Genomic DNA, 23,774 nt, shown 5'->3' with positions numbered 1-23,774 from the left:
CATGGCGACCCAAGGTCCAATTCACGATCCGGAGACCGTGCACGACCCGATGATCGACCCGCGAACGGGCGAGTATGCGGTCATCGCGCCAGGGCACAACTTCAGGAGCGTCACCCAGAAAATCGCGGGGATTGTGCTCACCGGGAGCACGCCCTGGGCATGGTGGGGCGGCTTCTTCTTTGCCGCCACGGTTGCGCTCGGAGTTGTCATCGGCGTCACGTGGCTATTCCTGAAGGGCGTTGGCATCTGGGGCGTCACGATTCCTGGAGCCTGGGGATTCGCCATCATTAACTTCGTCTGGTGGATCGGTATCGGTCACGCCGGAACGCTCATTTCAGCCATTTTGTTGCTCTTCAAGCAAGGCTGGCGTAACTCGATCAACCGCTTCGCCGAGGCGATGACGATCTTCGCCGTGTGCTGCGCCGGTATGTTCCCGTTGCTGCATATCGGCCGTCCGTGGCTTGGATACTGGCTCTTCCCGTATCCGAACACGATGAACGTGTGGCCGCAGTTCCGCAGCCCACTCGCGTGGGACGTCTTCGCGGTGTCAACGTACGCCACGATCTCGGTCGTGTTCTGGTATATCGGCATGGTGCCGGACTTCGGTACGTTGCGCGACCGCGCAAAGGCGCCGATTGCGAAGTACTTGTACGGTCTGCTGTCGCTGGGCTGGCGCGGATCGACGCGGCATTGGATCCGGTATGAGTCCGCTTCGCTCCTGCTGGCCGGTCTCTCGACGCCGCTGGTGCTGTCCGTGCACACAACCATCAGCTTCGACTTCGCTGTGGCGGCGATGGCGGGTTGGCATACGACTATCTTCCCGCCCTATTTCGTCGCCGGAGCTGTCTACTCTGGCTTCGCGATGGTGCTCACACTCGCGATACCGATTCGGAAGTTCTACCACCTGGAAGACCTGGTGACGCTTCGCCATCTCGACAACATGGCGAAGGTCATGCTGGTTACAGGCTCCATCGTCGCCTATGGGTACGGCATGGAAGTCTTCATGAGCTGGTACTCGGCGAGCCACTGGGAGTTCTTCATGATGTGGAACCGTATGTTTGGCCCGATGGGCTGGGCGTACTGGCTGCTCATCCTGACCAACATTGCAATTCCGCTAACGACCTTGTGGAGCAGGCGCCTGCGCGTGAGCCCGGGCTACCTGTTCTTCCTGAGCTTTGTGGTGAACATAGGCATGTGGTTCGAGCGCTTCGTCATCGTCGTGACCTCGCTCTACCGTGAATACCTGCCATCGAGCTGGGGAACTTACCGTGCCACGTTCTGGGACTACATCCTGTTCATCGGCACGTGGGGCTTCTTTACCACCTTGTTCCTGCTCTTCGCGCGGCTCGCTCCAATGATCCCGATGAGCGAGATCAAGATGATGCTGCCGCAGACCAAAGTGCGGCCCGGCGGGCAGCCCGCGGACCGCGTTGTTGAGGAGGCCCTCTGATGCCGGTGCGTGAAGGAATCTACGGTCTGCTGGCGGAGTTCAACACGCCGTCGGAGTTGGTGCACGCGACGGAGATGGCGCACCGCGCAGGGTATCGCCGCATGGAGTGCTATACACCCTACCCGGTGGAGGAAGCAGCCGAGGCTCTGCGCTTTCATAAGACGCGCGTTCCGCTCATCTGTCTCATCGGCGGCATCATGGGGCTGATAACGGGCTATGGCATGGAAGTCTGGGTTAACGTCTGGGGGTATCCGCTGAACATCCGCGCGATGCCACTATTCAGCTGGCCGGCCTTTGTGATTCCCGGCTACGAGTGGACCATCCTCTTCGCGGGTCTCTCGGCTGCCTTCGGGATGATTGCGCTGAATGGTCTACCGCAGCTTTATCATCCGCTGTTCAACGCTCCCAACTTCCGCGACGGCGCGACGACGGACAAGTTCTTCCTTTGCCTCGAGGCACACGACCCGCGATTCTCGGTTGCCGGGACCCGCGTGTTTCTCGAGCAGTTCAACCCGGTCTCTGTTGTGGAGGTCGACCACTAATGCAGAGATTCGAGATGCGAAAGACGAGACGCCAAGTGCTGGCTTCAGGCATTGAAAGAGCGGTACGAGTCACGGCCATCATCCTGTCGACCGGTGCGATGCTGGTGCTCGCCGGCTGCCGTCAGGATATGCAGGACGAGCCCAAGTTCTTCCCCCAGCGCGGCACCACGTTCTATCCGGACGGCCGGTCTGTGCGACCGCAGGTTGCAAATACGGTCGCGCGCAACCAGGGGAACGAGGATTCGTATTTTTATACGGGTCTGATCAATGGCAAAGAGGGAGACGGTCTGCCGATCGACCTGACGCCGGACACGATGGCACGCGGACAGGAGCGATTCAATGTCTACTGCACTCCGTGTCACTCACGCGTAGGGAACGGCGACGGCATGATCGTGCAGCGTGGTTATCGCCCGGCAGGCGATTTCCATACGGACCGGCTCCGCAGCGCACCACTCGGCCACTTCTTCGCGGTCATGACCAACGGCTATGGCGCCATGCCTGATTACGCTGCACAGATTACGCCGCAGGATCGCTGGGCTATCGCGGCCTACATCCGTGCGCTCCAGTTGAGCCAGAACGCGAAGCAGTCGGACGTTCCTGCCGGGGCGCATGTCGAAGATCTTCACCAGATTGCAAACGACCAGGGAATGCCTCCTGGCTTTGCAGACCCGTGGGGACTTCCGTCGACTGCTGTCTACGGAACACCCAACGGCCAGGACAACGGCATTCCGGGGCAGGGGACCACGACGGCCCCGGCGGGTTCGCAAACGCACGGGAACAGTACAGCGGCGCAGCCTTCCACGACTCGAAACTCTTCTGGGCCTCCGCTTGCAAAACCGGACGCGCAGGCGCCGGGCAGGTTGGCTGGACCGCAACATTAGGGAAGCAACGAACAGCGATCGAACGATGTTTCAGGACCACGAAGGCGAATGATCGATGGCATTTGAGAAAGAACATTTCGGAGCCGGCCCCACCCATGGCGAGGTGGCGCACCCACACCCGCGGCAGATGCCATCGGTATTGACCGCGCCGGATATCATCCTGCGCTGGCGCACCTATGCGCTGATTGCAGCAGTCGTGCTGGGTGTGCTATCGCTTCTGCTTTTCCTGTGGACTCCCGAGGGCCGGAATCATCTGCTTCGCTCGTACCTGATGGGCGTAATGATGTGCTTCAACTTCACGGGTGGCGCGCTGGCATTGCTGCTGGTCCAGTACCTGTCGGGAGGCAAGTGGGGCCATGTCCTCCGCCGTCCGCTGGAGGCGATGACCCGTACAATCTGGCTGATCGTCGTGATGATGCTCCCAGTGCTCTTCCTGATGAAGCACCTCTATCAGTGGGCTGCTTTCAGCACACCATCACAGACGTGGAACGCTTTCCAGTCGGGTCTCATTACGCAGGAGCAGGAGCTCTGCATCAATCTCAAGCACTCCATGCTGAGCCCTGTAAGCGCGTGGGTGCAGGCGATCTTGGTGCTAGGTTTCATGGCCATCGTGGTCACGCTGGTCAACAGCTGGACGCTTGAGAGCGACCGCGATCCGGCGGCCGGCACCTTCCTGAGCTTCGATCGCTGGCGGACACGGTTCGAAAATCTCTCCGGGCCGTCCTTGATGCTCTACGTGATCCTGATGACAGATTTCGTCATTGTGTTCGTCAAGTCGCTGGACGTGACATGGTACTCCTCGGTCTACGGTCTGCAGTTCCTCGTTGCTCAGGGATATGCAGTGCTGGCACTCGGCATCCTTACGCTTGTCCTGCTGTCGCGTTATGAGCCGATGAAGTCCATGTTCCGCATCACTGAACAGCACGATCTAGGCAAACTGGCCTTCGCGTTCACGATGCTCAATATCTACTTGACCTTTGCCGAGTTCCTGATCATCTACTCCGGCAACGTGCCGGATGAGATTCCCTGGTACCTGCATCGGATCCGCGGTGGCTGGTGGACGATCTGCACGCTCGACGTCGTCTGCCACTGGGTTATCCCGTTCGTTATCCTTCTGTCGCGTGACTTCAAGCGATCGAAGCGGCGCATGATTTGGCTGTGCGTGTTTATGATTGGCGCCCGTTTCATCGATATGTTCTGGCTGATTGAGCCGAACTTCAAGGACGCAGCGGGGAACCTGCATCTGGCCGGGAACTTCGGCATTCTCGCCTACATCACTGTGCCTCTCGCGGTTGTGGCGTTGTGGATGGTCGTTTACCTGACCGAACTGACACGCCGGCCACTGATCCACCTGAACGATCCCCATACGGAAGAGCTTCTGGAGCCTGAACATGCCCACTAGAGGACACGAAGGACACGATCCGGGCCGCCCGAATCCCACCGGGCCTCACCCTGTTCCCGCGGTGCGTGACCCTGATCACCCCGGCTACGAGGTCGAAGACGTCAATGTTGGCGGCATCATTACGTTTGTCGCCGGCCTCTCTGGCTTCCTTGTTATCTTCTTTGTCTTTTGCTTCTTCATGGGCAAGGCCATTAATTACACGCTCGCGAAGCGGGACGGCCCGGCCGACAAATGGCATTCCGGCCAGAACGAGATTGGCGCCACTCCGCGTGGAGAGAAGCGCGAGGACCTGACCTCCAATGCTGTTATGGAGCAGCGGCAGCTCGCGCAAATGACACAGACCTTCCCGACTCCCCGCCTTGAGATGGACGACGGTGACCAGGACATCGCAGATCTTCATGCACGCGAGGATCTGTTGCTGAACTATTACAGCAGCTCGGCTGACCTGCCCGCCGGCACGATTCGAATTCCGATATCGCGGGCCATGCAACTCGTCGTGCAGCAAGGACTTCCCAAGCCGCCGTCCGCTGCACAACCCGGACCGCTGATGGCTGGTGAGACACAACCCACAGTGCAGGCCCCCCTCACCGATGGTTTCGCGCGTACCGGATATGAGCTCGACACCATCGAGGCGCGAGAGCAGAAGAATGAGTTTAACCGCGCTGAGGCGCACCACGAGTAAGCGCGCTTAGAATTAATCACGAGGACCCCTTGATTCGATCTACCCCAAACCGCAACTGCTGCCGCCTCCTCCCGGGGCTGGCTGTCGTTGCCCTAACTTTAGGGCTGGCGGTTGCACCGTTGTGTGCACAGGTATCGAGCTATGGTGATAAGGCGGAAGGCACAAACGTAGGCGATCAACTGCCGAAAGTGCTGCAAGGCGCAAAGATTCAGCAACATCTGAACGCGCAGCTTCCTCTCGGCGCCACGTTCACAGACGATCATGGGAATCCCGTCACCCTCGGCCGGTATTTCGATGGCAAACATCCAGTGCTTCTTTCGGCGGTTTATTACAACTGTCCGATGCTCTGCTCGGAGGAGCTAGACGGCATCACGAGCTCGCTTGAGATGGTGCATCTTACGCCGGGCAAAGACTTCCAGGTCGTTGTCATCAGTATCGATCCGACCGAGACATCGCAGCTGGCAGCGCGGCGAAAGGACTTCTACCTCCGTCGCTATGGTCGACCGGAGACCACGAACGGCTGGCATTTCCTCGTTGGGCAGGAACCCAGCATCCGAGCTCTTACCGATGCGATCGGATTTGGCTACGTTCGAGTGCCCGGACCAGACGGTAAGCTCACTCAATTTGCGCATGCCAGCTCGATCGAGCTGGCGACACCTCAAGGTCGAGTGGCGCAGTACTACCTTGGCGTCGAGTACTCGCCGAAGGACATCCTTCTGGGATTGATTGACGCCTCGGATAACAAGATCGGCTCGCCCGTTGCCAATATCCTCACCTATTGCTATCACTACGATCCGCAGATCAACAGGCACTCTCTGATCGTTGCGCGGGTTGTTCAGCTGGGCGGCATGGTGACGGTTGCGAGCCTCGGCGGATTTATGTTTCTGATGTTTCGGCGAGACAAGGAACTGAGCCGCAAACTCGGCAGCGTGCCAAATTGGCATGATGACAACTGGCGGAACGGATAAGGCAAACGATGGGTATTAGTCCAGTCCTGTGGCAATTTCTGATCAAGTGGCTGCATAGCTCGGCGCTCTTTCCGGCCGAAGCATCCACCATCGCACCCTATACGGATGCGCTGTATTTCTTCCTGGTCGCGATTTCTGTTTTCGGGCTGGTCTTCGTGGCCATCCTGGTCTTCTACTTCTCTCTGCGGTATCGCCGCGACAAGCATCCCGTGGCTATTCAAGTCGAGGGTTCGACGATCCTCGAAGCTACATGGACCATCATTCCGCTGGCGTTATTCCTTGTCACCTTCGTGTGGGGAGGCCTGTTGTATTTCCGGATCTACGATCCTCCACCGAATGCGATGAACATCTATGTGGTAGGAAAACAGTGGATGTGGAAGGCCGAGCACCCGGGCGGCCAGCACGAAATCAATGCATTGCACATTCCAGTTGGACAGCCGATCCAGTTGACGATGATCTCGCAGGACGTCTTCCACAGCTTCTCAATCCCGGACTTTCGCGTGAAGCGCGAGGTCATCCCGGGCCGTTACTCCACAGTCTGGTTTCAGGCCACGGATCCGGGAACGTATCACATCTTTTGCACGCAGTATTGCGGAACCCTGCACTCGGGCATGATCGGTGAAGTGACCGCGATGGACCCAGGCGACTACAAGAAATGGCTGGACCAGTCCAACTCAGGCATGAGCCTGGCGCAGAACGGCGAGCGCCTCTTCGCGTCCATGGGATGCAACGCCTGCCACTCCGGCAATGCTTCGGCCCGCGGCCCGAATCTCGCAGGTGTCTATGGATCGAAGCTCACGCTGACTGATGGGAGCCAAGTCCTTGTCAACGACGCGTATCTGCGCGACGCGATTCTGAATCCCTCGCAGCATGTTACGGCTGGTTTCGCTCCGATCATGCCCACATATCAGGGGCAGATCAGTGAAGACGGTCTTATAGATATCGTCGAATTCATCAAGCAATTGCAATCCAACTACCGCATCCAGCAGACCTTCGTCACAGCGGACTCGAACCAGGCCTCGCCTGTTACGCCCGCAGTCGGCACCAACCAGGACTCGGTGAAGCCATGAGCAGCACAGCAACCATCGTCTCTCTACCCGATCAGGCCACGGCAAGACTGCCGAAGGTCAGCTATCTCAACAAAGAGCACGGCCTGTTGAGCTGGCTGCTGACCGGCGATCATAAGCGGATCGCGATGCTTTACCTGATCTCGATCACTTTCTTTTTCTTTATCGGAGGAGCGTTTGCCGGCCTGATCCGACTCGAGTTGCTGACGCCCCAACCCGATCTCGTGGCGGCCGATACCTACAACAAGTTCTTCACGATGCACGGCATCATCATGGTGTTCCTGTTCCTGGTGCCGTCGGTGCCGGCAACGATCGGGAACTTCCTGATCCCGATCATGGTCGGAGCGAAAGACCTTGCCTTTCCGAAGATCAATTTGCTGAGCTGGTATTTGTATGTTGTTGGCGGCATCATGTTGCTCGCCGCGCTAGTGCTCGGTGGCGTGGATACCGGTTGGACCTTCACCACCCCGCTCTCGACGCATTACCTGAACACGCACGTCATTACAGCGGCGCTGGCTATCTTTGTGGCTGGGTTCAGCTCGATCTTCACCGGTCTGAACTTCATCGTGACGATCCACCGCATGCGCTGCCCGGGCATGACGTGGTTCCGGCTGCCACTTTTCGTGTGGTCGAATTACGCAGCCTCGCTGCTGATGGTATTGGGTACGCCGGTTCTGGCGATCACCCTGGTTCTCGTGCTGCTAGAGCGCGTCTTCGGAATCGGCGTTTTCGATCCGACCAAAGGCGGCGATCCGCTGCTGTTTCAGCATCTGTTCTGGTTCTACTCCCATCCGGCTGTGTACATCATGATCTTGCCGGGCATGGGCGTTATCTCGGAGACGATCTCCACGTTCAGCCGAAAGCGCGTGTTTGGCTACACGGCCGTCGCCTTCAGCTCGGTCGCAATCGCGCTGTTCGGGTTCTTCGTTTGGGCACACCACATGTTCATCATGGGGATCTCGAACTACTCGGCGCTGGTGTTTTCACTGCTGACGATGCTCGTAGCGGTGCCCTCGGCGATCAAGGTCTTCAACTGGGCATTCACCCTGCAGAAGGGCTCGATCACCTTCGAGACCCCCATGCTCTACTCCTTCGGCTTCCTGGGCCTGTTCACCATTGGCGGACTGACGGGTGTCTTTCTCGGCTCGCTGGGCATGGACATCCACCTGACAGAGACCTACTTTATCGTCGCCCACTTCCACTTCGTGATGGTCGGCGGCATGCTTATGGCATTCCTGGCAGGCGTGCACTTCTGGTGGCCGAAGATGACGGGCCGCATGTATCCGGAGTCGCTATCCAAGCTTGCGGCAGTCACGACCTTTATCGGGTTCATCCTCACCTTCATGCCGCAGTTCATCCTTGGATATCTCGGCATGCCACGCCGCTATCATGCCTATCCGCCTGAGTACCAGGTGCTCAACGTCCTTTCGACGGCAGGTGCGACAGTGCTCGGAGTGGGATACATGCTGCCTCTCCTCTACCTCGCCTGGTCCCTGAAGTACGGCGCCATCGCGGGTGACAACCCGTGGCAAGCAACCGGCCTCGAGTGGCAGATACAATCCCCGCCGCTGACGGAAAACTTCATCGAGATTCCAATCATGGATCACGAAGCCTATGACTATGAGTGGCTCGAGCAAAAGCAGAGGAATGAGGTGACGACCGTTGGATAACATCGTCGCGACCGAGCATCCATACACGCACGAGACAGCGGTCCATGCAGAGCACGCGCATGTCTCGCTGCCGCAGCACCGTCATCACTTTGAGACGGTCGAGCAGCAGCGCGAGGCGGGAAGCTTTGGGATGTGGCTGTTCCTGCTTACCGAAATCATGTTCTTCGGAGGCCTCTTCTTTTCGTACCTCCTCTATCGCAACTGGTACTACGATGCGTTCTTCACGGCGTCGAATCAGCTCAGCATTCCCTTGGGTACCGCCAATACCGCGATCCTGATCACGTCAGGCTTCTTTATGGCTCTCGCGGTGTGGTGTGCTGAGGTGCGCAAGAAGGACATGCTGGTTTGGACCTTGATTCTGACCACGGTCTTCGGCATTGCGTTCATATGTATTAAGGGAGTTGAGTGGCACGCCGAGTGGGTACATCACCACATCCCGGGCGCGCACTATGACATCTCCGAATATGTAAACCCGGCAGCTTTCGGGATTCACGAAAAACCCTTGGCGCCCGATATGGCGCAGCGCACGCAGATCTTTTTCTTCCTCTACTTCGGGATGACGGGCATGCACGCTCTGCACATGATCATCGGTATTGCCCTGCTCTTTTGGCTTATCTGGCGTGCGCGAAGAGGCGAATTCAGTGCCGGGTATGTCGCGCCGATCGAAAATTTCGGTCTGTATTGGCACTTCGTCGATATCGTTTGGCTATTCCTGTTCCCGCTGCTTTATCTGATCAACCGGCACCCGCTTCACTAAGCCGCTCCACCTAGATCGAAGGAAGGTTCGATGGCTGAGACCGCTCACCACCACGACGCCGAAGCTCAAGATCCGACAAACGTCACCAACCCGGAACATGGGTCGCACCATATCGTCACTCCGGGCGTGTATGCGCTGGTGTTCGGGACATTGCTTCTCTTTACCGCAATCACCGTAATCGCGGCGTTCATCGATCTGAGCTGGGCGAATCCGGTGATTGCGCTGTTCATCGCATGCCTTAAGGCAACCATCGTGATCCTGTTCTTCATGCACGTAAAGTACCAGTCGCGGCTGATCAAGATAACGATCGCCTCTGGTTTCTTCATATTCCTTGCTCTGATCGTCATGACGCTCAGCGATTACATGAGCCGTTCCTGGGGCCTCTGGTAATCGGGAAACTGCACGTAGCTGGAATCTGAAACGCGCTCCGCAGGCTAGATGCCCGGAGCGTCTTTCTTTTCGCTGCGGAGGATTTGCCGTAAAAAGCCCATCCATGTGGCAGCTTCGTCCTGCGTTTTGCCTAAATGCATCGCAAGCTGCCGTACCACGTGCTCTCGTGCGTTGGCCGGAAACCGCCGCGAATAGCCGGTCTGGTCCATGGCTTCGATGAGCAGATGGGTGAGCCGCTCGCGGGTATCTGCCGTCACACGCGCTTCACCAATAGCGGGGAGCTCTCTGGCATTCTCGAAGCCACCGCGCACCAGCTCGTAAAGGCATACCGCGACCGACTGCCCCAGGTTCATCGAGAGGTGTCGGGCCTCTGCAGGAGCGAACATTGGAATCGTAATGAGCACCTGACAATGGCTGAGTTGATCGTTCGTCAGGCCAGTTTTCTCGGAGCCGAAGAGCAGCGCGACCCGTGCATTCGGGCTCGACAGCTCCTCCAGAAGCAAAGGCGCCGCCTCGGCAAGCGCAAGCACTTGTCGTTCTACCTGGCGTCCACCGATTGCGGTTGTTCCGACGACAAGTGTGCAGTCGGCGATCGCTTCTGATACAGAACCAAAAGCGCGCGCGGTTCGCATGATTTCCGCTGCTCCGACCGCCGACCTTGTTGACTCAAGCTGAGCGGCCTCGAACGGGACCGCATACTCATTCACGAACCGCAGATCGGAGAAGCCGAAGTCGCGCATCGCACGTGCGGCTGCGCCGATATTGGATGGATTGCGAGCCCCTACGAGGCCAACCGTCAATCGTGCCCGCATGACTGTCGAAACCATGTTTCGATTCTAGTGAGTCTATGGGCACATCCGTCCAAGCGGCGGAGCGATCTGATAAAGAGAACGGCTGACCCGAAGGTCAGCCGCTCGTCTTAAGACGAAGAGAGGGTTTAGAGTCCCTTGCCGTCCCGGTTATTGTTATGGTTCTCCTGATGAATCTGTCGGGAGGCCTTATTCTGTTCGCGATTCATCTGTTGCCGTTGCTGCTGGTTGAGCCCTCCACCATTCGCGGTGCGGTCATTGTGAGCCTGGCGGCCTATGTTTGCCTGCGAACCCTGCGCTCGTGCCGCTTCGCCGGAGGTCATCTGTCCGTCGCGCTCACCGTTGGCAATCCGCTGCTCCTGGTTCGCTTCACGCTGATTCACCTCATTCGAGCCGACGGTATTCGCGTTGTGGTTATCGCGATAGATCTGACGCGACGCCGCATTCTGCTCACCGTTGATCTGCTGGCGCTCCTGGTTCGTCAGCGTGCCGCCATTCGCCATCCGGTCGTTATGGACCTGCTGGTCGATATTGGCCTGCGTGTGTTCGGCGCGCGCCGCCTCGCCTGAGGTCATCTGCCCGTCGCGGAGCCCGTTCGCGATGCGCTGGTCCTGGTTCGCCTCACGCTGATTCGGACGTGCTGCCAACCCGGGATTGTTCGGATGATCGTGGAACGCGCTCACTGAAGCCGCAGCCGATACCGTCGGCCGTCCATGGTTGAAGCTGGCCCATTGCGAGCGATTCTGCGCAGCGAAGCTCTCGTGGCTCAGCTGGTTGCCGGTCGGCTGGAAGTGTTGTTCATGCATCGCAGCCATCTCGAAGGAAGTGGGGCGAACCTGTATGCCACCCCTGCCGCCGTTGAACGCCACAGTCGAATGATTCTCGACGGCGACATTCCGGACATAAACGTTCGTGACATGGACGACATCGATGTTTGCCACTGCCCGGTTATAGAAGAACGCGCCTCCGCGCCATTCGCCGCCGAAGAAGCCAACGCCTGTGTAGCCGAAGCCGTAGTTGATGCCGCCGTAGAAGCCTACATGCGGGCCCCAGTAACCAGCGTGGTAGACGTACGCGCCACCCTCCCAGCCCCACCATGCCGGCGTCCACAGGACGCCAACTGCAGGCGGCTGGACCCACACACCTGGCACCCAGTAATACCCGTCAGGACCGTATGCCCAGTAGCCGGGCGTCCAAAGATAGCCAGGGCCCGGGCAAATCGGTTGAGCGTAAACCGGCAGCGCCGGCGGCGCGAAGTTTACCGAGATAATCACAGCTGCATGAGCGCTGGTTCCGGGCAGGGCTGCAAATGGAATTGCCAGTGCGGCCCCCATCAGCAGTTTAGAGACGATCTTGCGTGTATTCATTTGGTCTCCGTGAGCGGATCAAATCGCGTCGATCACGCCTACACGTTCCCCTTATACCCGGATATCCGGCCTATGTTGCTCACACGAAGCAGATCAATAACGTGTCTCTTTTGGGGCATAGGCAATGGCGAAACTGTAACCTTGATTGGGAATGTCGATAGGCGACCGAACTGCCTGGTATGCACAATTCCTCAAAATGCCCCGCCGCACCACCCAAATAGACTGAAACGACAGCAATAGATGGCCGACAACTTCGCACAAACCGTCAAGCAGCAGACAGACATCGTGCGCATCGTCGGCGAGTACATCAAGCTGCGGAAGTCCGGTGCGAACTGGTCCGCCCTATGCCCGTTCCACAAGGAAAAGTCCGGCTCCTTCTACCTCTATCCCGGGACCGCAAGCTATTACTGCTTTGGCTGCCACGAGCACGGCGATGTCTTCACCTTCGTGATGAAGATGGACAACGTCAGCTTTCCCGAGGCAGTGCGCTCAGTTGCCACGAAGATGGGAATCCCGCTGCCTCAGCGCGAGTTCTCCTCCGCGCATGACGCACGTGAGGCAGGCCTGCGCAAACAGCTTCTCGAAATTCATGAAGCGGCAACACAGTATTTTCAACAAAACCTGCATTCGCCGGAGGCCGCACGAGCACGCGAATACATGAGCTCGCGTGGCATTACGCCGGAGACGGTCAAGACCTTCCGCCTCGGGTATGCCCCCGAGAGTTTCAACGATATGCGTGACCGCCTCGGGAAATTCTTCAGCGAAGAGGTGCTGCGTGCGAGCGGCCTCTTCAGCTCGAAGGAGCGTGACGACGGCTCCTCTGGACCGCTGTACGCGCGTTTTCGGAAGCGAATCACATTCCCGATCTGCAATGAGCAGGGAAAGCCAATTGCCTTTACCGCCCGATTGCTCGATGCTGCCGACGAAAAGTCCGGTCCGAAGTATCTGAACTCACCTGAGACTCCGCTCTATACGAAGAGCCAGGTCCTCTTCAATTTGGACAAAGCGAAGGCTGGAATCAAAGCGAAAGATGCCGCCTTGCTCGTCGAAGGCCAGATGGATTGCATCTCGTTGTTCATGCAGGGAATAGATAACGTCATCGCAACGAGCGGAACAGCCTTCGGCGAACATCAGTCGCGTATGCTTGCCCGCTTCACAAAAAAGGTCTGGCTCAACTTCGACCCTGATTCGGCTGGTCAAAACGCAGCCGAGAAGACCCTCGGCCTTCTTGTAGAAGACGGGTTCGAGGTGCGCGTGATCACGCTCGAAGGCGGGCTCGATCCCGATGGATTTGTGCGTGAACATGGCATTCAGGCATACGCCGAGGCTGTCCGTGGCGCTGCTCGTTACTCTGACTTCCTGATTACACGCGCGCAAAATGAATTTCCGCAGAGAACACCTGAAGCGAAGGTAAAGGCACTGAACTTTCTTCTGCCGCACATTCGCCGCATTCCGAACGCGATCGTGCGCAACGAGTTCGCGACCAACGCCGCGCAGAAGCTCGGCATCGAGAGCTCACTCGTAATGCAGGAGCTGAAACAGGCCGCGCAGCAGCGTCTGGAAAGCGTTCGTGCGGCTCAGCCGCGCGCCGTCACTGAGGTCGAGCGCATTCTGCTTTCCGCGCTCATCCTGCCCGAAGCCGATTCAGCGCGGGCGCTTGCGGCTGAGACACTCGCGGCCAACCCGGGATGGTACAGCGAACTCTCCACGGCGCCCGTGATCGAGGTTCTGACCAACGCACCTCCGCCAGACAATCCGTTCGATGCCGCGCCGGACGCAAGTTCACGCGCACTGTTGGCCGCCGCGCTCCACGCATCCTCTGAGCTTCCTGAATCAGATAACGACCGCCAAAGCCTTACCGAGCGAGTTCGAGGCGCTCTTCAGACCCTCCAGGAGCGCTATTGGGATCGGCGCGGCCGCGAGCTGCGCGCCGCTATGAGCGAGGCGCAACGTCGTGGCGACGAGCAGATGCTTCAGCGTCTCATGCAGGAGAAGATTGCTCTCGACCGCGAGCGAAGGCAGCGATCCTAGCTTTACCAATGGGTTGCTAAAATCCTCACATGGCCAGCCCGATCCGATTTTCGGTGGGAATTCCGACTCGCAATCAGGCTGGCTATCTTCGGCAGACGCTGGATTCGCTGCTCGCGCAGACCAGGCCGCCCGACGAGATCGTCGTTTCCGACCACCAGAGCACAGACGAAACTCCGGCGGTCCTCGCGGAATATGCTGCAAAACATCCGGACCTCATTCGAGTGGTCCAGCCGCCTGCTGGCTCGAATCTCACTGCACAGTACAACTTCACGCTTTCATCGCAGACGGGCGACTGGATAACTCTCCTTTCCAGTGACGACCTCGCCCTCCCAAACTTCTGTGCGTGTTTCGTGCAGGCCGCCGAGCAGCATCCTGAAGCTGCGTTGATCCGAGCACCATGGCAAAACATTGATGCCTCGGGGAACGTTCTTTCGCACGATTACCTGCTCAGCGTCCCGAGAGTGCAGCATGCGCCCGCGACGCTTCTCTCGCAACGCTTTGGCCCGAAGGTCAGCTTTGCGGCTTTCGCAATCCGGCGCGATGCTTACATTGCATCCGGCCCGATTCCTCGTGATCTCGAATCATTGGCAGATTGGGCTCTGTTTCTTCAACTCACTCCGTTCGGAGACTTCATTCGCACGTCGGAGATCGTCAGTGGTTATCGAGTCGGGCACGAGGGCAATCGCTTTCGTGCGCGCGCTCCCATGTGGCTCCGTGACGAGCTGCGGATTTTCAGTCAAGTCATGCCGCTCGCGGCAGACCGTCTGAAGCTGCAGGATCGCAAGTGGATTGCGGACGCAAGCCGCGCCAACCTTCGACGCTATCTCGCCGCAGCGTGCAGCGAACTTCCGGTGGAAGATCGAGCGCTGCTCGTGCCGGACCTGATGTCCTGGGCCAAATCCAATGGCCAAGTCCCTCTGGTTGACCGTTTCGCGCGCGGCGAGTCGATCCGTCCCAGGGTCACCATATTGTCCTTCGCACGCGGACTCCTTCGCCCGCTCGCTCACCGCCTCGCCCACAGCGCGGCGAACCGGTAAGCGCATGGACAGCGGAACTCGCCGGCGGCTGGTGTTGGGCTTCATCTCGAACTGGGTCAGCCGCCTCGCCGGCACCATCATCCAGCTCATCCAGGTTCCCGTCTTTCTGCACTTCTGGGACAAGACGCTCTATGGCGAGTGGCTCATCATCATCGCCATTCCGAGTTACCTCACCTTCTCCAGCATCGGCTTTGGCTCGGTCGCAGGCAACGAGATGACCATGCTGATGGCGCGCGGCGAGCAGGAAGAGGCTCTGCGCGTCTTTCAAAGCTGTTGGTGGTTCATCATTGGCGTCTGTTCGATCGTAGTGATTGCCTTGGCTGCGGCCCTGTACTATCTGCCCATTGGACAATGGCTGAAGCTGCACCTCATCACGCCGGACGACGCAAAATGGATCTTCTTCTATCTGGGCTGCGCAACCTTGTTCGGCCAGCTTGAGCAGCTTGTCCAGTCGTCATACACCTGCGTCGGACGATATCCCTACGGCACATTCATCAAGAGCTGCCTTTCCCTCATTGCCTTCGCCGTGATGCTGGTGCCCGTCATCATGGGGCGCGGAGCACGCGCGACCGCACTCTGGTTCGCCGTTGCGAACGCCGCCGGAACGGTCATTCTCTGCATCATGGCGCGCCGCGATATCCCATGGCTGCGGTACGGCTGGTCGCACGCGAAGTTCTCCGAGATCCGTCGGCTCGCAGCACCAGCAGTGGCATTCATGGGCTTTCCCATCGGCAACGCACTCAATCTTCAAGGCACGCTTCTAGCCGTGCAGTATGCTCTTGGACCGGACGACGTCGTCAACTTCGGCACCGCACGAACTGTCTCACGCGTGGCGCTACAGATGGTCCAGATGGTCAACAGCACATTCTGGCCGGAGCTCTCAAGCTCCTACGGTGCGCGCAACTTCGAGCTCGTGCGCACGCTCCATCGTCGCGCCTGCCAGGTGGCTCTTGTAATCGCGGTGGCTCTGATCATGGCGATGATGACCATCGGACCATGGTTCCTCACTCATTGGACGGCGCACAAGGTCCCACCAAGCCCACGGCTGCTTTTCCTGCTACTGCTCAGCGTGCTCTTCTACTCGCTCTGGTCGACGAGCTCCACCTTGATCGCAGCCATCAATCAGCACCGCAAGCTGGCCGCGTACTATATCGCCGCAACCGGCGTCACGCTCGTTGTGACCTACTTCATGGCACGCCTCTACGGCCTGCTCGGGGCTGCGGGGTCTTTGATCCTCTCCGAAATCATCATGGACACCTACGTCCTGCCGACGAGTCTTCGGCTCTCGCATGACACCTGGGGAGGCTTTTTCCGTTCGCTCTGGCACGTCCCAAATGCGTTGCGCCCGCGTGCGCTTCTCGCGCGTTTGCGCCGCACGGGGGAGCCCGAGACGCCCCACCCCGAGCCGGATGCCTAACAGACGGCGATTCCAAGTATCATTTCAGCCAACGATATGAATAGAAAATTCGTCGCCGCTCTGTTGGTCTCTTCAGCCATTTCCCTCCACGCACAGCGAACCTATACGGCCCAGGATTATTCGCAGGCCGAGCGTTGGATGGGCTACAACGTGAACCCGCTGGTGGATCACACCGTGAGCGACGTGAAGTATCTCACCGACGGGCGCGTTTTCTTCCGTGACCCGTCTGCTGGCAACGTTGCTTTCCGGATCGCCGACGCGCGCACAGGCAAGGTAGATCTCGCCTTCGACACGAAAAAGCTCGCAGCTGCTCTGAGCAAAGCGAGCGGGCGTGAGATCGACGCCGCCCATCTGCGCATCGACGATTACACACCCGAGGCAAAAGGATTTGCGGTGACCGTGCGTTCGCAGAATTTTCATTGCACCGCCAACGCAGAGAGCTGCACTTTGGAAGCTCCTCCGCAGCCCGTCCAGCACCCTGAACAGAAACCAAACGCCCAGCCACCCGCGGGCGTCAGTTCCACGCAAACCGGGAACGCGCAGATGAACGCGCGCCCGAAGCCGCCTCAGGCGACGTCTACCAGGCCTACGCGCCCCGGCCGCAGCCGCGCTCCATTTGATGTGTCCCCTGACAAGAAGCTCGCGGCGTTCATTCGCGACAACAATCTCTGGGTTCGGGTTGAGGCCACCGGCGAAGAGCGGCAGCTCACCACGGACGGCGTGAAGGATTACGGCTACGCCACTGACAACGCCGGGTGGACACATTCCGATGCGCCGATCCTCATCTGGTCGCCCGACTCCAAAAAAATCGCAACGTTTCAACAGGATCAACGCAAGGACGGCATGATGTACCTCGTGTCCGTCACCAACCGTCACCCGACGCTCGAGGCCTGGCGCTATCCGCTCCTCGGCGACAAGGACATCACCAAGATTGAGCGCGTCATCATCGACGTGGACAGCGGCAAGATGGTTCGCCTCAAGATGCCGCCCGACGAACACCGCAGCACACTCTGCGACGATGTCAGCTGTCGCGGCGGCTCCGGCTGGGATGATGTGAAGTTTTCCCCCGACACCAAAACGCTCGCGTTCGTCTCCACCTCGCGCGATCACAAAGACGAGTGGTTCCGTGTCGCGAATACCGAAACCGGCGAAGTCCGGACCATCTACCACGAGCACGTGCCCACCTATTACGAGTCCGGTCAGGGCAAAGTGAACTGGTTCTACCTGCCCGCCTCCAATGAATTTCTCTGGTACTCGGAGCGCAGCGATTGGGGCCAGATGTATCTCTATGACCTCACTACCGGTCAGCTAAAGAACCAGATCACGCATGGCGATGGCCCCGTTACGCAAGTCCTTAACGTTGACGAGAAGAACCGCGTCCTCTACTTCCTCGCAACCGGTAAAGAGAAGGGTCAGGATCCATATTTCACGCACTACTATCGCGTGAACTTCGACGGCTCAAACCAGCAACTGCTGACGCCCGAAAACGCAGATCACGCGATTACACCCTCTCCCGACGGTGCATCCTTCGTCGACGTCTACTCCACTCGCGAGACACCCGAGACCGCTGTCCTTCGCGACAATACCGGGAAGCTCATCGCCACTCTCGCGCATCAGGACATCTCGAAGCTATTGGCCGCGGGCTGGAAGCCGCCGACACCGATCACCGTGAACGCGCGTGACGGCAAGACGCCGCTCTATGGATTCCTCTGGAAGCCAACCAATTTCGACGCCTCGAAGAAGTATCCGATCGTCGACTACGTCTATCCCGGACCACAGATCGGCTCCTGCGGTTCGCGCAGCTTCTTGCCTGCGAGCAACGACGATCAGGCACTCGCCGATCTCGGCTTCGTCGTCGTCTGCATCGATGGCATGGGCACTCCATTCCGCAGCAAGAGCTTCCACGACGTGCATGCGGACACGCCTGCGGAGATGGGCGAGGCCACCATTCCGGACCAGGTTGCCGGCATCAAGCAACTCGCAGCCGAAAATCCCTGGATTGATATCAACCGCGTCGGCATCTGGGGTCACTCCGGCGGGGGCAACGCCACGGCTTCAGCGATGTTCCACTACCCCGACTTCTTCAAGGTCGGCTGGTCCGAAAGCGGTAACCATGACAACCGCGACTACGAGGACGACTGGGACGAGAAGTACGCCGGCCTTGAGGTCATTGGACCGAACGGCGAGGACAACTACGAGGCGCAAGCCAACCAGAACTACGCGGGCAATCTGAAAGGCCATCTGATGCTCGTGCACGGCACGATGGATGACAACGTCCCGCCAACGAACACGCTAATGGTTGTGCAGGCGCTGATGAACGCGAATAAGAGCTTCGACATGCTCATGGTCCCGAACGCCCACCACGGCTATGGCGAGGAGTCGCAGTACATCATGCGCCGGCGCTGGGACTACTTCGTTCGCTATCTGGCCGGAGGCATCCCGCCTGAAAATTACCAGATGAAAAGCTACGACGACGTGATCCGCGCCATGTACGGTCCGAACGGAAACTAAACAGAAAGGGCAGCCGGCAATCGCAGGCTGCCCTTTCAATCTTTAGCCGCCCGGGTTAGCTCACAAGCAGCAGGAGCGCCACGCAAAACGCTGCCGCCCACCGCACCGCGTCGCTCGAAAAACATCTCATGCTGCACCCCTTCCCATGAGATGCGGCAGAGTTGAATTCGTTACCAACTGCAGGCAAATTTCCCGCCGGGTACATACATTTATTCCCCACTCCATCGATTTTGTTCGCGCATTCATCTATCTAACTTCAACCGTGCAAGTACTTCCGCAGGTGTGTAGCCAGCCTGTCGCAGCGCGCGCAGACTCAGGGCGTCATGCCGCTTCGCGAGCCGCACACCGGCTTCGTCTCGCATCAATTCGCAATGAAAGTAGCGCGGCGTCGACAGCCCTAGCGCCCGCTGCAAAACGATCTGCCGAGCCGTCGATCGCAGCAGATCGCGGCCGCGAACCACTTCCGTAATCCCCATCGCCGCATCATCGACCACGCAGGCAAGCTGATAACTCGGAAGCCCATCCTTTCTCCACACCACAAAGTCACCGAAATCCACGCCATTTCCACACCCGGCCCTGAAGCTTTGCGGCCCCGCCTGGCCATCAACGAAGCTGATAGCCTCACCATCCGGCACGCGAAACCGGTAGTTCGTGTCCGGCCGAAGCTCGGTTTCCACATTGGTTGCGGCAGGCCGGCATCGCCCGCTATAAACAGGTTCGTCATCGTCGTCATGTGGCGCCTGGACGGCCTGTTGCAAGTCCTTACGGCTACACTGGCACGCGTAGACGAACCCACCGCGTACCAGCTGCTCCATGGCGCCGCGGTAGACGTGCAGACGCTCACTCTGCCGCATCTCAGCGTCCCACCTTATTCCCAGCCAGTGCAGGTCCTCGCGCATCGCTTCGGCGAACTCCTCGCGCGATCGCTGCGGGTCGAGATCCTCATCGCGCAGCCACAAGATCCCATCGGCCGCGCGAGCGCGTTGCGCCGCAATCCAGAAGGTGCGGGCGTGCCCCAAATGCAGCAATCCCGTCGGAGAGGGCGCCAGCCTGCCTGCATAGCGTGCGTCCATAGCACTCTCATGATGCCAGACGCCAATCGCCTTTCTCGCTACTTGGAAGTAAGCGCCGTAATCACCGAAGCGCCATGCGGGCTGCCCAGTCCCGTGCACGCGTCCCAGCCCGGACCTGCGCTGAACGCACCATTGTTTCCACTCGTAATATCTCGAAACGCACTCTTGGCAGCATAGAGCGCTGGATTCGCGAAGCCCACGTCCTGCCCGTTCGCCGCGTTCGCCAGCGCTATCAACCCCGCCCAAAGCGGCGCGACTGCACTCGTGCCTCCAATCGTTGTTGTCTCGCCGTCAACGCGAACGGTATATCCGGTGGAAGGGTCCGCATCACCTGCCACATCCGGCACGCCACGCCCTCCGGCACTCGTCGGCGCGGCCGGCACGTTGCTGTTCGATTGCCACGTAGGAAGGCCAAACAACGCGCTCACACCGCCGCCCGTCGCGCCCTCGTTCGACGAGAGGTCATTCCACACGACCTCGCTCGTCACGGTCGTCCCGCTGGCCACGAGCTTCGTTCCGCCGCACGCGAGCACAAAGGGGCTCGAAGCAGGGAAGTCCACGTGATTGCCTCCGCCCGAAACTCCATCCGTCGAGCCGTCATCCCCGCACGCCACCGTGATGGTCACGCCCACCGCGGCCGCCGCCTGGCACGCCTGATCCAGCGCAGTCACTGCCTGTTGCGTCCACGTGGACTCCGGCCCACCCCAACTGATCGACAGTACGCTCGGTTTGTTTGTCGAATCATGGACAGCCGTTGTAACTGCGTCGATGAACCCCTGATCCGTATTCGGTGCGAAGTACACAACGACATTCGCTCCCGGCGCCACTCCCGCCGATACCTCGATATCCAGCATTACTTCGCCGTCGGCGCCGTTCGGATCCCCAGGCGAATTCGTTCCTTTGTCTACAAAAACCGCAGTCACCTTCGGAGCGGGCACGCCAATGCTCTGGAAATACGCTGTAATGTCCGCCTGCTCATATCCGCCGCCAAGTTCAAGCAGCGCAATCGTCTGACCAGCCGCACTGGCATTCGCCGGAAAGCCATAAAACTGCGCAACCTGAACCGGTGTATAGCTCACGTTTCCGGCGCGTGGAGTGGCGATCCGATGATGCGACTTCGCCTGCGGCCTGTTGTCCAGGCCCAGCACCGCGACAACGTGGGGAGACAATTCCTCCGGAAGCGTGAGCTCACCTTCGCGCAGGCGAAACGTGCCCGCGTCCGTTACATGTCGCTGGAATGTGACACCGAAAGCTCGCTCCATTGCATCCCGGGAGCCAGTCAGTTGCAACGTTCGTCGCCCTCGCTCTTTCGGCGCGTCTACATTTAGCCCAAACTCCTGCGCGAAGCCGCGAACAACCTCTTCCGCCGTGTCATCCGCGCAGTGTTGTTGCGCAAACTGCTCCCGCGTTAGCCTCACGCTGGGATCGATCGGTGTCTTTGACGTTAGAACGACCGATACTGTGATCTGCTCCTCATCGGTCGCCTGCGATATAAACTCGCCTGCCCGCGACACGTCGAACGGTTCGCGAGCGCTGCCCTTCAGGGGAACTCGTCTCTGACTCGAAAAGTGTGAAGCTGGTGACATCGCGATCCTCCGGCCTGGGTGTCTCTTTGGATGCATCGCCGGAGGTTACGTAAGCAGCTACATGTATTCGACACCGTACTGCACCGGAATCTGCGTGAACGCGATCCGCGTAGGCGCACTGTCGCGCGCGGGCAGCATCCCAGCAAAGTGCACAGTCGAGTGGCCGAACTTCAGGTTCAGCTTGTCCATGGTCGCGGAGAGCTCATCCCGATGTCCTGGCTCTTCAAACAGCATCTTCGGCACCTCGCTATCTGGCAGCAGATTCCGCATTGTCACGCCCACAAAGAACGGCCGCTGATGCTCCGGTCCGTTTGGGCGCTCCCGCCATACGCCCTTTAAAGCATCCAGCAGTGTCAGCGTGTCCTGGCAGGGCCGGAATCTTGCCTCCATCGCCCAGCCAGAATGCTTAATGCCCGACGTGTGATGCTTCAGCTTCGCCGCTCGCGCAGCCTCTTCGCGGGTCAGCGCAAACTTCAGCGTCACTGCGAGTGTCGACGTATGAAAGTGTTCCATCCGCAGCCGCATTGCGGCCTTATGCAGCAGCCTATGCGCCACAGCCCACGCGCCCTCCTGCGTGCGGTGTTGCGGCCCCAACACATGGGAGTGTCCCAGTGACTTCTGCAGATCGCTCGCGACCGGTGCGCCATCATCTCCGGTCTGGCCGCCGCGCAACCAGTGATACAAACGATCTCCCCACACCGAATCCCAAAGTGCATGCATACCATTGCGATCGAGCGACAGCAGCTGCGCCATCGTGTGTATACCCTTTGCATTCAACCGCGCTTCCGTCCGCGCTCCCACCCCCGGAAGGTCGCGAAGCTCAAGGTGCGCAATCGCCCGCGGAAGCTGCGATGGCAGCAGTCCAATCAATCCGTCCGGCTTCTGCATGTCGCTCGCGATCTTCGCAAGATAGCGATTCGGCGCCATGCCAATCGAACACCGCAGCGTCTCGCCGGCGTCGTCGCGTATCGCCTGCTTGATCGCCAGCGCAATCTCTCGAGCTCGCGGCGGCTCCTGCTCGCGCCCGATAAGTTCGCAGACCATCTCGTCAATCGAAGGCGTGTGCGCAACCGGGCATACCCGCTCTACGGCCGCTGCAATCTCATGCGAATACTTCGCATACGTTGTGTGATTTCCTTCAACCAGCGATATCCCGGGGCAAAGCCGCTTTGCTTCGCCCACCTTCGTCCCGGTTTTTACGCCGAACGCCTTCGCCTCATAGCTTGCGGCAATGATCGTGCCTGTATCCGCCATCGTGGCGGTCACGGCCGTCGGCTTGCCTCTGTACTCCGGGTGCAACTGCTGCTCGACCGACGCAAAAAAGCTGTTCAGGTCAATATGCAGAAAGCCGAAGCGATCGGGCTGAGGCGAGGTGTCCATTCAGGCTCTCGCCTATTTTATTCGCCGTTTGTTCGCAAAGTACTTACTCCGCGACCTTAACCTTCAGCCTGTATTGCAGATCGGGCTTGCTGTTGAACTGGCTGATGCTCTTCGTCTTCGATCTTTTGCCGTTCATCTCGGCCCAGAGATCGTAGTCCGCACTCATCGAGAGCTCCCGAAAATGAAACTTCCCCTGCGCGTCGCTCAGATAGCTCTTCACGGCCAGCGACTTCGAATCCTGCAGGTAGACAACTGCCCCCTGCACCGGCTTGCCATCGTTGCTGCACACCATTCCCTCAACTGTCCGCAGCTTGGGAACTTTCGTGGTTTCAGAGGCCGACCCCGGCGCCCACATACCAGACGCTGCCGCCGTATTCATCGCGGCCACCAGTGCAAAGATGCACAGCAACCGCGCGCCTGCCCGCAACCTACTCGTCCTCGTCTTCATCCTCGGCGCGTGGATCGTCATCTTCGTCGTCATAACCTTCCTCATCGACGGGCGCGAGTTCCAAAGGATCGCTTGAGACGACCTCGAGATCTGTTCCACATTCCTCGCACTGAATCACTTCGCCCTCTTCCACATCATCGACGTCGATATCGAGTGGGTTGTCGCACTCCGGGCATACGACTGACATAACGATCTCCTAAACCTGGGTTCCTGCCGCCCTGTACGATGTTCAAAGAGCGCCGCGGGCAGCTTCACTAGTTCTAACGGTGCGCCTCCGACTCGTCAACATGGGACGCCGCAATATCT

At 59.1% G+C, this 23,774-nt stretch carries 21 protein-coding genes; 14 read left to right on the top strand and 7 right to left on the bottom strand.

Annotation, left to right across the window (positions count from 1 at the left end; translation table 11 throughout):
* Nucleotide 1: 1 nt before the first annotated feature.
* From nrfD to VGU25_02225, 10 genes are read left to right on the top strand one after another with little or no spacing between them, the layout of a single operon-like run.
* Nucleotides 2–1,450 (top strand): NrfD/PsrC family molybdoenzyme membrane anchor subunit, encoded by a 1,449-nt coding sequence (gene nrfD, locus VGU25_02270; GenBank protein ID HEV2576013.1) that lies wholly within the window; start codon nt 2–4, stop codon nt 1,448–1,450.
* Complete coding sequence (locus VGU25_02265; GenBank protein ID HEV2576012.1) at nt 1,450–1,992, top strand: DUF3341 domain-containing protein; 543 nt, start codon at nt 1,450–1,452, stop codon at nt 1,990–1,992. Before nrfD ends, VGU25_02265 begins: the two co-directional genes overlap by 1 nt.
* A 14-nt stretch (nt 1,993–2,006) precedes the next feature.
* Nucleotides 2,007–2,873, top strand: a complete 867-nt coding sequence (locus VGU25_02260; protein HEV2576011.1) for a cytochrome c — start codon at nt 2,007–2,009, stop codon at nt 2,871–2,873.
* Nucleotides 2,874–2,928: 55 nt separating this feature from the next.
* Nucleotides 2,929–4,275, top strand: coding sequence for a hypothetical protein (locus VGU25_02255; GenBank protein HEV2576010.1), 1,347 nt, complete (start codon nt 2,929–2,931; stop codon nt 4,273–4,275).
* Nucleotides 4,265–4,957, top strand: coding sequence for a hypothetical protein (locus VGU25_02250; GenBank protein ID HEV2576009.1), 693 nt, complete (start codon nt 4,265–4,267; stop codon nt 4,955–4,957). Before VGU25_02255 ends, VGU25_02250 begins: the two co-directional genes overlap by 11 nt.
* 29 nt (nt 4,958–4,986) lie before the next feature.
* The gene (locus tag VGU25_02245; GenBank protein HEV2576008.1) at nt 4,987–5,925 is read left to right on the top strand and encodes an SCO family protein; all 939 of its coding nucleotides are present in this window, start codon (nt 4,987–4,989) and stop codon (nt 5,923–5,925) included.
* 8 nt (nt 5,926–5,933) lie between these two features.
* On the top strand, nt 5,934–6,995 hold the full coding sequence (gene coxB / locus VGU25_02240; GenBank protein ID HEV2576007.1) for a cytochrome c oxidase subunit II: 1,062 nt from the start codon (nt 5,934–5,936) through the stop codon (nt 6,993–6,995).
* A complete protein-coding gene (locus VGU25_02235; GenBank protein HEV2576006.1) occupies nt 6,992–8,662 on the top strand; it encodes a cbb3-type cytochrome c oxidase subunit I in 1,671 nt (556 codons plus the stop codon). Before coxB ends, VGU25_02235 begins: the two co-directional genes overlap by 4 nt.
* Nucleotides 8,655–9,419, top strand: a complete 765-nt coding sequence (locus VGU25_02230) for a cytochrome c oxidase subunit 3 family protein (GenBank protein HEV2576005.1) — start codon at nt 8,655–8,657, stop codon at nt 9,417–9,419. The genes VGU25_02235 and VGU25_02230 overlap by 8 nt, the downstream gene beginning before the upstream one ends.
* A 30-nt stretch (nt 9,420–9,449) precedes the next feature.
* Nucleotides 9,450–9,809, top strand: a complete 360-nt coding sequence (locus VGU25_02225) for a cytochrome C oxidase subunit IV family protein (protein HEV2576004.1) — start codon at nt 9,450–9,452, stop codon at nt 9,807–9,809.
* A 44-nt stretch (nt 9,810–9,853) separates the two neighbouring features.
* Here VGU25_02225 and VGU25_02220 read toward each other — a convergent pair whose 3' ends face one another.
* Nucleotides 9,854–10,621, bottom strand: a complete 768-nt coding sequence (locus tag VGU25_02220; GenBank protein ID HEV2576003.1) for an RNA methyltransferase — start codon at nt 10,619–10,621, stop codon at nt 9,854–9,856.
* Nucleotides 10,622–10,746: 125 nt separating this feature from the next.
* Nucleotides 10,747–11,985, bottom strand: a complete 1,239-nt coding sequence (locus VGU25_02215) for a YXWGXW repeat-containing protein (protein HEV2576002.1) — start codon at nt 11,983–11,985, stop codon at nt 10,747–10,749.
* A gap of 240 nt (nt 11,986–12,225) precedes the next feature.
* Here VGU25_02215 and dnaG point away from each other — a divergent pair, with 240 nt between their 5' ends.
* Genes dnaG through VGU25_02195 form a run of 4 tightly spaced genes read left to right on the top strand, consistent with a single transcriptional unit; the run spans nt 12,226 to nt 18,981 of the window.
* Complete coding sequence (gene dnaG / locus VGU25_02210; GenBank protein ID HEV2576001.1) at nt 12,226–14,016, top strand: DNA primase; 1,791 nt, start codon at nt 12,226–12,228, stop codon at nt 14,014–14,016.
* 29 nt (nt 14,017–14,045) lie between these two features.
* Entirely contained in the window at nt 14,046–15,053 is a 1,008-nt protein-coding gene (locus VGU25_02205) for a glycosyltransferase family A protein (GenBank protein HEV2576000.1), read from the top strand.
* 4 nt (nt 15,054–15,057) lie between these two features.
* Nucleotides 15,058–16,470, top strand: a complete 1,413-nt coding sequence (locus tag VGU25_02200) for a lipopolysaccharide biosynthesis protein (protein ID HEV2575999.1) — start codon at nt 15,058–15,060, stop codon at nt 16,468–16,470.
* 36 nt (nt 16,471–16,506) lie between these two features.
* Nucleotides 16,507–18,981: a DPP IV N-terminal domain-containing protein gene (locus VGU25_02195; protein HEV2575998.1), complete on the top strand. Its 2,475-nt coding sequence runs from the start codon at nt 16,507–16,509 to the stop codon at nt 18,979–18,981.
* A gap of 242 nt (nt 18,982–19,223) precedes the next feature.
* On the opposite strand, the gene gluQRS is transcribed toward VGU25_02195, so the two are convergent.
* Genes gluQRS through VGU25_02170 form a run of 5 tightly spaced genes read right to left on the bottom strand, consistent with a single transcriptional unit; the run spans nt 19,224 to nt 23,655 of the window.
* Nucleotides 19,224–20,054: a tRNA glutamyl-Q(34) synthetase GluQRS gene (gene gluQRS / locus VGU25_02190; protein ID HEV2575997.1), complete on the bottom strand. Its 831-nt coding sequence runs from the start codon at nt 20,052–20,054 to the stop codon at nt 19,224–19,226.
* Nucleotides 20,055–20,092: 38 nt separating this feature from the next.
* A complete protein-coding gene (locus tag VGU25_02185) occupies nt 20,093–21,640 on the bottom strand; it encodes a S53 family peptidase (protein HEV2575996.1) in 1,548 nt (515 codons plus the stop codon).
* A gap of 57 nt (nt 21,641–21,697) precedes the next feature.
* Complete coding sequence (locus tag VGU25_02180; protein HEV2575995.1) at nt 21,698–23,020, bottom strand: DNA polymerase; 1,323 nt, start codon at nt 23,018–23,020, stop codon at nt 21,698–21,700.
* 43 nt (nt 23,021–23,063) lie between these two features.
* Complete coding sequence (locus VGU25_02175) at nt 23,064–23,501, bottom strand: carboxypeptidase-like regulatory domain-containing protein (protein ID HEV2575994.1); 438 nt, start codon at nt 23,499–23,501, stop codon at nt 23,064–23,066.
* The gene (locus VGU25_02170; protein HEV2575993.1) at nt 23,449–23,655 is read right to left on the bottom strand and encodes a hypothetical protein; all 207 of its coding nucleotides are present in this window, start codon (nt 23,653–23,655) and stop codon (nt 23,449–23,451) included. The genes VGU25_02175 and VGU25_02170 overlap by 53 nt, the downstream gene beginning before the upstream one ends.
* Between the last annotated feature and the right edge of the window lie 119 nt (nt 23,656–23,774).

The organism is Acidobacteriaceae bacterium (assembly GCA_035944135.1).
Classification (GTDB): Bacteria; Acidobacteriota; Terriglobia; order Terriglobales; family Acidobacteriaceae; genus Granulicella.
Note: the sequence above shows the minus strand (reverse complement) of the source record. Positions and strands in the feature narration are given on the sequence as shown.